Genomic DNA, 12,341 nt, shown 5'->3' on the forward strand with positions numbered 1-12,341 from the left:
TCTCCGTGAAGCGGCGCGGCTTGCGGCGCGCCGGTTGATTGGCGTCGGTTGCGATCGGCAAGGCGTGCGAGGCGTCTCGTTGCTCGCCGCACGCATGCAGGCCGGACTGGCTGACCCACGACCCGTCATGCTCGATACGTCTCGATCGACCGATCGGATGCACGGCACGAAAGCACGAGTCGAACCGATAGAATCGGACGAATCGGACGAACCGATAGCACGAGCCGACGGGGCCAACGAGGACGGCGCGCGGGTCACGACGAGCAACTGACCTCGAGCGTGCCGGCCCAATCGGGCGGTAGCGCCGCGTAGGATTCGTGCTCGGGTTGTTCGTCGAACGGGCGGCGCAGCACGCTAGCGAGCCGTTCGACCTCGGAGAAATCCTTCTCCTTGGCGTGCCGTATCGCCGTCTCGGCGAGATGGTTGCGCAGCACGAATTTCGGATTGACGCGGTTCATCGCGGCACGGCGCGCGGCATCGTCGATCGGTTCGGCGGCAAGGCGGGCGCGATAATCGGCCAGCCAGCCGTCGATGCCCGGCAAATCGAGGAACAGGTCGCGCACCGCCGCGTCGCCGCTCGCGTCTTGCTTGGATACGCTCGCGAGGCCCCGGAACGTCAACGTGAAATCGGCGCGGCTCGCGTGCATGAGTGCGAGCAAGCGGTCGGCCAGCGCCGCATCGCCCTCACGCAGCTCGCCCAGGCCGAGCTTGGCTTGGAAGCGAGCTTCGAGCGCCGGGCCGAAGTGGCCCTTGAAGCGTTCGAGCACGCCTTGCGCGTCGGCGACCGCGCGTTCGGCACGCGTCGCTTCGTCGTAGCGTTCGCCGAAGAGCGGCAGCAGTGCCTGCGCGAGACAAAAGCAATTCCAGTACGCAATCTGCGGTTGCATCCGATAGGCGTAACGGCCTTGCGTATCGGAATGATTGCAGATGTGCCCGGCATCGAAACCGTCGACGAAACCGAACGGGCCGTAATCGATCGTGAGCCCGAGAATCGACATGTTGTCGGTATTCATCACGCCATGGCAAAAACCCACCGCTTGCCATTGCGCGACGAGCTGCGCCGTGCGTTCGACCACGATGTCGAGCAGGGCGAGATACGGATCGTCGGCTTCGCGGCAGCTCGGATAAAAGCGCTCGATGACGTGCTCGGCCAGCGCGCGCAGTTCGGCCGGTCGATCCGCCGCGTAAAAGTGCTCGAAGTGCCCGAAGCGCACGAAGCTCGGCGCCACACGCGTCACGACGGCAGCGGTCTCGATCTCTTCGCGGCGCACGCTCTGGTCTGAGCCGACGACGGTCAAGGCGCGAGTTGTGGGAATGCCCAGATGGTGCATCGCTTCGGAACAGAGAAATTCGCGAATAGACGAACGCAGGACCGCACGGCCGTCGCCCATGCGCGAGTAGGGCGTGCGCCCGCTGCCTTTGAGCTGCAACTCGAAACGCGCCGAGCCGTGCTCGAGTTCGCCGAGCGATAGCGCGCGGCCGTCGCCGAGCTGTCCCGCCCAGACGCCGAATTGGTGCCCGGAATAGACAGACGCGTACGGCAACGCCTCGCTCGGCCACTCGCGAGTGGCGTTACCAGCGAACAACTCGGCGAATCCCGGCTCCGATACGATCGCGGGATCGAGCCCGAGCATGCGGGCCGCGTCGACGCTGAAGCCAACGACATAGGGCGCGGGCAGCGGGGCGGCCGGCAGGCGGGTATAGAAGGCGCTGCCTAGGCCGCCGAAGCTCTTTTGGCGGGGGGCGGACAGCGCGTCGGTCAACGACGAAATACGGGCGGAACGTTCGGCGACGCCTGGGGAAAACGACATATTGAGGGCCTCAAAGTTACCCGATATTGTAAGACGCCGCTTCGCGGCGCGCTGAGCGCGGCCTCATCCCCGCGCGAACACGAGACGGGCCGTGCCTGCCGGGCGCCGGCCGTCCCCACATTGGGCGAGGAGACCGCCGTTATGCCAAAGCCGTTGCTGGGTCGAATGATGGACGTGCCGCTGAACGTGTCGACGCTGCTCACGCACGCGGCCCGATACGCGGCGGATACGGAGATCGTGTCGCGTCGGATCGAAGGCGACATTCATCGCTACACCTACCGCGACTGCGAGCGACGCGCGAAGCAGCTCGCGCAAGCGTTGATCCACCTCGGCGTCGTACCCGGAGATCGTATCGGTACGCTCGCATGGAACGGCTATCGGCATCTCGAAGCGTATTACGGGACGACCGGCTTCGGCGCCGTCTGCCACACGATCAATCCGCGGCTCTTTCCCGAGCAGATTGCCTACATCGTCAATCACGCCGACGACCGCTACGTCTTGTTCGATACGACGTTCGCGCCGCTCGTCGCCACGCTCGCGCCGCAATGCCCGAATGTGAAAGCCTGGATCGCGCTGGCCGACGAAGCCGATGTCCCCGCGCTCGATGCGCCGCTGCTCGGCTACGAGGCATTGGTGCGCGCGCAAGACGGCGATTTCGAGTGGCCCGTGCTCGACGAACGGCTCGCCTCCTACCTTTGCTACACCTCGGGCACGACGGGGCATCCGAAGGGCGCTCTCTATTCGCACCGCTCTGTCTATTTACATGCGATGGGCGCGGCGTTGCCCGATGCGATGGGCTTTTCCGCGCACGATTCGGTTCTTCCCGTCGTGCCGATGTTCCATGTCAACGCGTGGGGCATCCCGCACGCCGCGCCGCTCGCGGGCGCCAAACTCGTGTTTCCGGGTAAAGACCTCGACGGCCAATCGTTGTTCGAACTCATGCAAGCCGAGCGGGTGACGTTCTCCGCCGGCGTGCCGACGGTATGGATGAGCCTGCTGGCCCATGTGAAATCGATCGGCGCGCGGTTCTCATCGCTCGAGCGGACGGTCATCGGCGGCTCGTGCTGCCCGCCGTCGATGCTGGAAACATTCGAAGACGAGTACGGCGTGCGCGTCATTCATGCCTGGGGCATGACGGAAATGTCGCCGCTCGGCACGCTGGCTCGGCTCAATTGGGAGCAATCGCAGCGCCCGCTCGGCGAACGCCGTCACCTGTTGCAAAAGCAAGGCACGGTCATTTGCGGAATCGACATGAAGATCGTCGGCCAAGATGGGCGCGAGCTGCCGCGCGACGGCGTCGCATTCGGGGATCTGCACGTGCGCGGGCCTTGGGTCATCGACCGGTACTTTTCGGGCGACGAATCGCGGGACGAGGGTTCGCCGCTCGTCGACGGCTGGTTCCCGACGGGCGATGTGGCCACCATCGATCGGGACGGCTTCTTGCAGATCACCGACCGCAGCAAGGACGTCATCAAGTCGGGCGGCGAATGGATCAGCTCGAGCGAACTCGAAAACGTCGCCGTCGCGCATCCCGCGGTGGCCGAGGCGGCGTGTATCGCTTGCCGTCATCCGAAATGGGACGAACGGCCGTTGCTCGTCGTGGTCAAACGGCCGGGTGCCACGGTGACGCGCGAGGCGCTGCTCGCGTTCTACGAAGGCAAGGTAGCCAAATGGTGGGTTCCCGACGATGTGGTGTTCGTCGACGAACTGCCGCATACGGCGACCGGCAAGCTGCTGAAGCTTAAGCTGCGCGAGCTGTTTCGCGATCATGTCCTGCCGACGGCGGGCGAGGGTGCCTCATCGGCTTGAGGCCCGCCCATCGCATCGCGCCCATCGTGCCCGTCGCGCTTGCCGACCGGATACGGATGCACGAGCACGAGGTTCGCGGCTAATTCGCCTAATAGGAGGCACGCCGATGGTAGACCAGCACATACCTGAGAGCCACGCGTCGCAGTATGTGCGCGACGCCACGCGCAAGGCGGGCGACATCGCGGACGTGCCGCCCGACACGCCGCTGCGTCCAATCGCCCGCGTGGCCGTGATCGGTGCCGGCACGATGGGCGGCGGTATCGCGATGAACTTCATCAAGGCGGCGATTCCCGTCACGCTCGTCGAAACGAATGCGCAAGCGCTCGAGCGCGGCCTCGCCACGATCCGGCGCAACTACGACATCTCCATCGGAAAGGGTAAGCTGACCGAGGCCGAGCGCGATGTGCGCCTGGCTCGCCTCGCGCCGACGCTCGCCTATGAGGCGATCGTCGATGCCGACCTCGTCATCGAAGCCGTATTCGAAGAGATGAGCGTGAAAGAAGCGGTGTTTCATCGCATCGACGCGCTCGCCAAACCGGGGGCGATTCTCGCTTCGAACACCTCCACGCTCGACTTGAACCGCATCGCCGGTTTCACGAAGCGTGCGCCGGACGTCGTCGGCTTGCATTTCTTCAGCCCGGCCAATGTGATGAAGCTGCTCGAAGTCGTACGCGGCGAAGCGACCGCGCACGATGTGCTCGCCACCGTCATGCAGGTAGCCAAGACGATCGGCAAAACAGCCGTCGTATCCGGCGTGTGCGACGGCTTCATCGGTAACCGCATGATCGAGCAATACTTCCGGCAGGCGTTGTTCATGCTGGAAAAGGGGGCGCTGCCCGAACAAATCGACGGGGCCATCGAGCGTTTCGGCTTTGCGATGGGGCCGTTCAGAATGAGCGACCTGGCCGGCAACGACATCAGCTGGGCGATCCGCAAGCGGCGCTATGTCGAACGGCCGTCGTTGCATTACCCGCGCGTGGCCGATCGCCTCTGCGAAGCGGGCCGGTTCGGCCAAAAGACGGGCGCCGGCTGGTACGACTATGAAAGCGGCCAGCGCGAGCCGCACGTGTCACGCGTCGTCACCGACATGATCGTGGCGCATTCGGCGAGCATCGGGTGTGTGCGGCGCCGCGTCGATGACGACGAGATTGTCGAACGGCTGGTCTACTCGCTCGTCAACGAAGGCGCGAATATTCTGGCCGAGGGCATTGCGGCGAAGGCGTCGGACATCGACGTCGTCTATCTGAACGGCTATGGCTTCCCGGCAGCACGCGGCGGCCCGATGTACTACGCGGATACGGTGGGGCTCGCCCGCGTTGCGCAGGCCATTCGCCGATATGCCTCCCAAGCGAACGGCGATGGGTGGGAAATCGCGCCGCGGCTCGTCGAATTGGCGCAAGCCGGGCGACGCTTTACCGAATAATCGAGCCGGCCGATGCACGTTGCGTGCAGGCCGAACGAAGCGAGGCGAACGATGATGAAGGGCCCCCACGACGTCCTGCTGGTGGTGGACGTGCAAAACGATTTCATGCCCGGCGGCGCCCTGGCGGTGCCGCGAGGCGACGAAATCGTACCTGTCGTCAACCGGCTGGCTGCCGCGTTCGAGCATGTGGTGTTGACGCAAGATTGGCATCCGCGCGAGCACCTTTCGTTCGCCGCCAATCATGCGGGCCGGCAGCCGTTCGAGACGATCGCGCTGCCCTACGGCGAGCAGGTGCTGTGGCCCGTCCATTGCGTGCAGGACACAAGCGGCGCGGCGTTGCACGCCGGGCTCGAGGCAGCGCATGCGCGGCTCGTGATTCGCAAAGGCTGCCGGCGCGAGGTCGACAGTTACTCGGCATTCGTGGAAGCCGATCGACGCACCGGCACGGGGCTCACGGGCTACTTGCGCGAACATGGCGTGACGCGAGTGTGGTGCTGCGGACTCGCCACCGACTGCTGCGTGGCATGGTCGGCGCTCGATGCGCGTGCGGCCGGCTTCGATGTGGTCGTGATCGAGGACGCGTGTAGGGCGATCGATCTCGACGGCTCGCTCGAACGGGCACGCGCGCAGCTCGATGCGGCGGACGTTTTGACGATGAACGCCGCAGAGGTTTTGGCTCAGGGCTAGCGGGCGCGCGATCCGTGCGACCGAGTTCGGCGCGACGCAGCCGATTCGCGGGAGCTTGGCGGGCGGTTTGTTGTCCAAGCGCAGGACCGTCGCGACGCCCACTGCGCCGCGACCTTCGTCCGCCCCCCTCAGGAGGATCCACCCCGTGAACTATTTCACCGAACATCGATATGTCGAGCGGCGCGATTTCACCTCCGCCAAAACGCCCGAGCGCTATGGCGCGGTGGTCGGCACCGCCATCCTCGCCACCGAGCACGAAATCACCGGCCGCGACGGCGAGCACTGGCAGTTCTACGTCGATACAGGCAACGGCGTCCGGTACCAGGTGGACGTCAACATTCAATCGAGCAACGGCCAGCCGATCGACATGTACGCGGGTGCCGAGCCGCTCGATCCCACCGGCGTGACGCCCGACGAGCCGTTCGGATCGCCGCAATACGGCCTATTTCCGGCTTCGTTGAGTTATGCGGGAATCGGCCTGAGCGACGCCATGTTCGAGCCTGTCGATTCCGTGCGCATCTATCAGCAACTGCGAGCCGCTCTCGCGCAATCGACCTTCGTTGCCGTGTACGGCTTCGTATTCGACGATGGCGGCCCGAACGGCAAAGGTATTCACGAGACGCATTTGAACGCGGGGCGCACCGCGCAAGACGGCGCGCTCGCCGTCTATAGCCAAGATGCGAACGGCAACCCGCGGCGCACCTGGTTCTTCTTCAAATTCGCCGAGGATCGTATCGCGGCGCGTTAGGCCTGTCTTGAAGCCCCTGCAGCGCGCGTCGACTCGGCTCGTCTCTCATTAACAATCGGTAACAACATCGTCGTCTCTCGCCATTTTCGAGACGATTACAGTTCCTCGCTCGATCCGCGGCGCTTGGCCCATGGGCACGGCGCCGCGCACTTCACCGTCGTTCATCGCCTGTCACCCGCAGCCTGCCGTTGCGGAGGAATGGGCGGAGCGATGTCCGCTGGCTGCGGCACCTACCCACGCATGATCAAACAACGATATCGCCGGCTGCTGGCCGGCACGAGCGCGGTCCTCGCATTGACGGGCGCGATTGCCGGGTACCGTTACTTCGGGGCGGGCGAGACGCCTCCCTATCTCACCGCGCGCGTCGAGCGTGCCGATCTCGAAGATGCCGTTCTGGCGGCCGGAACGCTCTATGCGCATCGCCAGGTCGATGTCGGCGCGCAAGTCTCGGGGCAGATCAAGGCATTGAAAGTGGCGCTCGGCGATCAGGTGAAGCAGGGGCAACTGCTCGCCGAGATCGATCCCACCTTGCTCGACCACGCGCTGGGGCAAGCACAGGCGCAAGAACAGTCGCTTCGTGCGCAACGCGCCGCGACGCAGGCGCGCTTGCGGCGTGCGTCGCTCGTGGCGGCGCGCGAGCGGCAGCTTTGGGAACGAGAGGCGACGTCTCGCGATGCGCTCGAGCGAGCGCAGGCGGATTGGGACATCGAACGCGCCAATCTCGACGATATCGAAGCGAACTGGAAACGTGCTCGCATCGAAGTCGACAAGGCGCGAGCCAACGCCGGATACACGCGCATCCTCGCGCCGATGTCGGGCGAAGTCGTCGCTATCGTCACGCGCCAGGGTCAAACGGTCATCGCCGAGCAGCAAGCCCCGGTCATCCTCAAATTGGCCGATCTCGACACGATGACCGTCAAGGCGCAGGTCTCCGAAGCCGACGTGCTGCGCGTCGTTCCGGGGCAGCGCGTCCATTTCACCGTGCTCGGCGATCCCGATACGCATTACGAAGGCAAGGTCCGCGCGATCGAGCCGGCGCCGCCCGAATTCACCGATCCGTCAGGGGCGGGCGCGGGGATCTCCGGGGGCGGCTCGTCGCGAGGCGGGGCTGCGGTGTTTTATAACGCGTTGTTCGAAGTGCCGAATCCGGGGCATCGCCTTCGCATTTCGATGACCGCGCAAGTCTCGATCGTCCAGGGTACGGCGAAGGGGACACTCGTCGTGCCGTCGTCCGCGCTCGGGGCGAAGTCCGCCGACGGCACGTTTGCGGTGCGCGTGCTGGCCGACAAAGGCCAGGTTCAATCGCGCCAAGTGCGCGTGGGGATGAACAACCAAGTCAAAGCACAAGTGCTGTCGGGTTTGCGCGAGGGCGAGCGCGTGATCGTCGGCGAAGGGGCGGCCGACGGGGACGCGAACAAGACGCGCGTGGAGGTGTGATCGATGAGCGAACCGCTGTTGGCGCTCGAAGGCGTATCGCGCCGCTACCGCTGTGGCGACAAAGAGATCGAAGTGCTTCGCGATATCGATCTGACGATCGAGACGGGGGAATTCGTGGCGATCATGGGCGCGTCCGGGTCGGGAAAATCGACCTTGATGAACGTGCTCGGTTGCCTCGATCGTCCGAGCGCGGGCCGTTTTCGCGTGAGCGGCGTCGATGTCGGCGAGTTGCCGCCCGATGCGCTCGCGCGGCTGCGGCGCGAACGCTTCGGCTTCGTTTTCCAGCGCTATCACTTGCTGCCGCATCTCAGTGCGCTCGACAACGTCCAAGTGCCTTCCATTTATGCGGGTATCGCCAAGCCCGCTCGCGTCCCGCGCGCGCACACGCTGCTCGCGCAACTCGGTTTGGCCGAGCGGGCGGGGCATCGCCCGAACCAGCTTTCCGGTGGGCAGCAGCAGCGCGTCAGTATCGCGCGTGCATTGATGAACGACGCCGACGTGATCTTGGCCGACGAGCCCACGGGGGCGCTCGACAGCCATAGCGGGCGCGAAGTCATGCGCATTCTCGGCGAACTGCACGCGGCAGGGCGCACGGTCGTGCTTGTCACGCACGACGAGCATGTGGCCGCGCACGCCGATCGCATCGTCGAGATGCGAGACGGCGCGATTGTCGGCGATCGCCTTCGAATCCAGCGATCGGATCGGCCCGCCGCCGGCGGGGCGTCGTATGCGACGGCACGCGCGGCCGCCATGTCGTCGCACCGTCTTGCGCGAGCATGGGCCCAAGCGATGCAAGCGCTCGCAAGCGCCTGGGCGGCGTTGTTGGCGCATCGGCTGCGCACCGGGCTGACGATGCTCGGGATCGTTATCGGCATCATGGCGGTCGTGTCGATCGTCGCCATCGGCGAAGGCGCGAAGCGCTACATGCTCGATGAAATCAGCGCGATGGGAACCAATACCATCGACATTTACCCCGGCCGAGACTGGGGCGACAGCGACGCCGACCAAATCAAGACGCTCGTTGCGGCCGATGTACAGGCGCTCGTGAACGAGCCTTATGTCGATAGCGTCACCCCGGGCGTCTACCGCTCGGCCACGGTCCGGCACGGCAACGTCGACGTGCGGGCGGCGGTGAGCGGCGTGGGCGAACGCTTTTTTCAAGTGCGCGGCGTGACCTTGGCGCAGGGCATCGCGTTCGACGCCGACGCCGTCCGTCGCCACGCGCAGGTTGCCGTGCTCGATGCCAATGCGCGTCGCAAGCTGTTCGGGGCGCACACGGATCCGATCGGACAAACGATCCTCGTGGGCAACGTACCGTGCATCGTGATCGGTGTCGCCGCCGAAAAGGACACCCGATGGGGCGGCGGCATGTCGGACTTGTCGGTCTGGGTGCCGTACACCACGGCCGGCGCGAGACTATTCGGCGGGCGCCGGCTCGATGGCATTACCGTGCGGATCAAGGCAGGGCAGCCGGGCGAGGCCGCCGAACGCGGCATCGTCGAATTGCTGACGCGCCGCCACGGCCGAAAGGACTTTTTCACATACAACATGGACAGCGTCGTTAAAACGGTCCGCTCGACAGGCCGAGCGCTCACGCTGCTGCTTTCGTTGGTCGCGGTAGTCTCGCTCATCGTCGGCGGCATCGGCGTGATGAACATCATGCTCGTCTCCGTCACGGAGCGCACGCGCGAAATCGGCATTCGGATGGCCGTCGGCGCTCGGCGGGCAGACGTGATGCTGCAGTTTCTCGTCGAAGCCGTCCTAGTCTGCCTCATGGGCGGCGCGATCGGCATCGCGTTGTCGTTCGGCGCCGGTGCCGTGTTTTCGGCGTTCGTTCATCAATGGAGCATGGTGTTTTCAATGGGGTCGGTCGTCTTCGCGGTGGCCTGTTCGACGGCGATCGGTGTCGCGTTCGGATTCATCCCGGCTCGCAATGCGGCACGTCTCGATCCAGTCGAAGCGCTGGCACGCGATTGAACCGGAGATCGTGTTGAATCCATTTATTCGTTTCTCGCGCGCGGTCGCGACGCCCGCGGTGGCCGCAATAGCGGCGGCATTGACGACATCGCTAACGGGCTGCGTCTCGTCGGCGCGGCATGCGGCGCTGCCTTCGCCGGAAATCCCGGCACGGTGGGTGACAGCGCCCGAGTCGGATGGCGAGGTCCTAGGGTCGCCGCGCTCGGAACAATCCGACGCCGCGCCGGACGAAGCCGCCCTCGCGCCTTCGTTCGATGCGCCTGCCGCTCCGTGGTGGCATGCGTTTAACGACGGTGCGTTAAACGCACTCGTGGAGACAGCGTTGAGGAACAATGCAGACCTGGCTGTGGCGGCGATTCGTGTTCGTCGGGCACAGTTGGAGGCGGGGCTGGTCGGTGCCCGAACGGGGCCGCAAGCGAGCCTGACGGCCGCTGCCGATGCTGCCCGAGCGTTCGATGCCGATCGTGCGCGCGTATCGACCGGTGTCGATGCCACGTTGTCGTTCGAGGTCGACTTGTGGGGCAAACTTGCGGCCCGGAGAGACGAAGCCGCTTGGCGCACGCAGGCCACTAGCGCCGAGCGCGAGGCCGCCGCGCTTCTTTTGATCGGGACAACCGCGAAGCTCTATTGGCGCATCGGCTACTTGAACGAAGCGATCGCATTGGGCGACGCGTCGATTGCCGACGCAGGGCGCACGGTGGACCTGGTTCAAGCTCGCGTTGCGGCGGGCGCCGCCACGCCGGTCGATGCCGCGCAAGCGCGCCAGCAACTCGCCGCGCTGCGAGCGGAGCAAGCCAATTGGCGGATCGAGCGCCAAGCGAAGCGTAACGCGCTGACACGGCTGTTGAACCGGCCGCCCGAAGCGAGCGGCGCGGAACCGCAAGGCGTATCCGGCGCTCGGATACCGGCGGTTCGCGCGGGGCTGCCGGCGCGGGTGCTGGCGCGCCGGCCGGACGTGCGGGCAGCGCAATCGCGGTTGCGAGCGCGCTTGGCGAACGTCGACTTCGCACGTGCCGCGATGTATCCCGACCTCTCGCTGACGGCTGAGCTAGGCACCCGCAGCGAGATGCTCATCCGCACGCTGCAGAACCCCGTGGCGTCCATCGGTGCGGCAATCGCGCTGCCGTTCATTCAGTGGAACGCCGTGCGGCTGAAGGCGGCGCTATCGGAAAACGAATTCGAGGAAGCCACGGTCGACTTCCGTCAGACGCTCTACGGCGCATTGGCCGACGTCGAGACCGCACTGGCCGGCAAGGCGCAACTCGACGCCGAGGCCGAGCACCGCGCGCACGCGTTGGATGACGCCGCGCTCGCCGCACGGTTGGCGCGCACGCGTTTCGAATGGGGCGCCACCGATGCGGCGCCATGGCTCGATGCGCAGCGTGCGCAGCGCTCGGCCCAGCTCGATCGCGTGACGAACCGACTGGCGCGACTCGAAAACCGCATCGATCTGTTCCTCGCGCTCGGAGGCGGTTAGCGCGCTGCCGTTAGCCGTTCGGCGGTCGGTCGGCTTCGAGGAAAAGAGTATCATCCGACGCTACCGCCGAAGTTGCGGTCATCCATGCATCGAGGAGCTACGCAAGTGATTCGTCACATCGTCATGTGGAAGTTGAAGGAGCGTGCCGAAGGCGCCACCCGCGCTGAAAACGCAGTGAAGCTGAAGGAGAAGCTCGAAGGCTGCCGCGATATCGTGCCCGGTATCTTGCACCTGGAAGTGGGCATTGCCGCGCCCGGGCTCGAATCGACGTACGACGTCGTGCTCGTGTCCGACTTCGCCGATAAAGCCGCACTCGATGCATACCAAGTGCATCCCACGCACGAAGCGCTGAAGCAGTTCGTCGTTGCCGTGCGCGAGTCGCGCGAATGCGTCGATTACATCGTTTGACGCGCGTCGCATTGCAAACGAAGAGCATGAGCCTATGACGTCCGAGCGACAGATGCCGCCCCCCGCGCAAACGTCGCGAGCGGCCGAACACGAACGCACGATCGAAAGCCCGTTCGTCGATCATCTCGGCGTGCGCTTGATTTCGGCCGAGAACGGCGAGAGCGAAGTGGCGCTGACGCTGGTCGACACGCAACTGAACACCTGGCAGGTCGCCCATGGCGGCGTGACCATGACGCTGGCCGACGTGGCGCTGGCTACCGCGGCGCGCAGCTTGGCGGCTGACGGCGTAGGCGTCGTCACGGTCGAGATGAAGGTGAACTTCATGCAGCCGGGCCGCGGCGAGTTGCGTGCCTTCGGCCGGGTGTTGCACCGCTCCACCACGATGGCGTACTGCGAAGGCGAGGTACGCGACGACAGCGGCCACTTCGTCGCCAAAGCGCTCGGTACGTTCAAATACATGCGACGGCTGGCGGTGGGGCGCGAAGTCGTCGAGCAAAGAAGACGCCAAGCGCCCGGCGCCAAACCCGGTCCGAGCGACGGCTGAGCGCTCGGGCACCGCGTGTT

At 65.5% G+C, this 12,341-nt stretch carries 9 protein-coding genes and 1 pseudogene; 9 read left to right on the forward strand and 1 reads right to left on the reverse strand.

Features of this window, described 5'->3' with window-relative positions:
- Positions 1-254 precede the first annotated feature (254 nt).
- On the reverse strand, positions 255-1,811 hold the full coding sequence (locus tag ACTHN9_RS20815) for a protein adenylyltransferase SelO (RefSeq protein WP_440538670.1): 1,557 nt from the start codon (positions 1,809-1,811) through the stop codon (positions 255-257).
- Between the two features lie 141 nt (positions 1,812-1,952).
- Between ACTHN9_RS20815 and ACTHN9_RS20820 the strand changes: the two genes are divergently transcribed.
- From ACTHN9_RS20820 to ACTHN9_RS20860, 9 genes and pseudogenes are all read left to right on the forward strand, one after another.
- Positions 1,953-3,620 (forward strand): 3-(methylthio)propionyl-CoA ligase, encoded by a 1,668-nt coding sequence (locus tag ACTHN9_RS20820; protein ID WP_440538671.1) that lies wholly within the window; start codon positions 1,953-1,955, stop codon positions 3,618-3,620.
- Positions 3,621-3,744: 124 nt separating this feature from the next.
- Positions 3,745-5,043 (forward strand): annotated as a pseudogene (locus tag ACTHN9_RS20825) (3-hydroxyacyl-CoA dehydrogenase NAD-binding domain-containing protein); the annotation flags it as partial.
- Positions 5,044-5,097: 54 nt separating this feature from the next.
- Entirely contained in the window at positions 5,098-5,730 is a 633-nt protein-coding gene (pncA, locus tag ACTHN9_RS20830) for a bifunctional nicotinamidase/pyrazinamidase (RefSeq protein ID WP_440538749.1), read from the forward strand.
- Between the two features lie 145 nt (positions 5,731-5,875).
- On the forward strand, positions 5,876-6,478 hold the full coding sequence (locus tag ACTHN9_RS20835) for a hypothetical protein (protein WP_440538672.1): 603 nt from the start codon (positions 5,876-5,878) through the stop codon (positions 6,476-6,478).
- 243 nt (positions 6,479-6,721) lie between these two features.
- Complete coding sequence (locus ACTHN9_RS20840) at positions 6,722-7,915, forward strand: efflux RND transporter periplasmic adaptor subunit (protein ID WP_440538750.1); 1,194 nt, start codon at positions 6,722-6,724, stop codon at positions 7,913-7,915.
- 3 nt (positions 7,916-7,918) lie between these two features.
- A complete protein-coding gene (locus ACTHN9_RS20845; protein ID WP_440538673.1) occupies positions 7,919-9,892 on the forward strand; it encodes a MacB family efflux pump subunit in 1,974 nt (657 codons plus the stop codon).
- Positions 9,893-9,899: 7 nt separating this feature from the next.
- Positions 9,900-11,369: a TolC family protein gene (locus ACTHN9_RS20850; protein WP_440538751.1), complete on the forward strand. Its 1,470-nt coding sequence runs from the start codon at positions 9,900-9,902 to the stop codon at positions 11,367-11,369.
- A gap of 105 nt (positions 11,370-11,474) precedes the next feature.
- Complete coding sequence (locus ACTHN9_RS20855; protein ID WP_440538674.1) at positions 11,475-11,777, forward strand: Dabb family protein; 303 nt, start codon at positions 11,475-11,477, stop codon at positions 11,775-11,777.
- Between the two features lie 52 nt (positions 11,778-11,829).
- Positions 11,830-12,321: a PaaI family thioesterase gene (locus tag ACTHN9_RS20860; RefSeq protein ID WP_440538752.1), complete on the forward strand. Its 492-nt coding sequence runs from the start codon at positions 11,830-11,832 to the stop codon at positions 12,319-12,321.
- Positions 12,322-12,341 lie beyond the last annotated feature (20 nt).

Source organism: Trinickia sp. (assembly GCF_051953405.1).
GTDB lineage: Bacteria > Pseudomonadota > Gammaproteobacteria > Burkholderiales > Burkholderiaceae > Trinickia.

Excerpts from the sequence above, each read along its gene's own strand:
- ACTHN9_RS20860 (WP_440538752.1), top strand. The coding sequence starts at position 11,830 with ATGCCGCCCCCCGCGCAAACGTCGCGAGCGGCCGAACACGAACGCACG.
- ACTHN9_RS20845 (WP_440538673.1), top strand. The coding sequence starts at position 7,919 with ATGAGCGAACCGCTGTTGGCGCTCGAAGGCGTATCGCGCCGCTACCGC.
- ACTHN9_RS20820 (WP_440538671.1), top strand. The coding sequence starts at position 1,953 with ATGCCAAAGCCGTTGCTGGGTCGAATGATGGACGTGCCGCTGAACGTG.
- pncA (WP_440538749.1), top strand. The coding sequence starts at position 5,098 with ATGAAGGGCCCCCACGACGTCCTGCTGGTGGTGGACGTGCAAAACGAT.
- ACTHN9_RS20815 (WP_440538670.1), bottom strand. The coding sequence starts at position 1,811 with ATGTCGTTTTCCCCAGGCGTCGCCGAACGTTCCGCCCGTATTTCGTCG.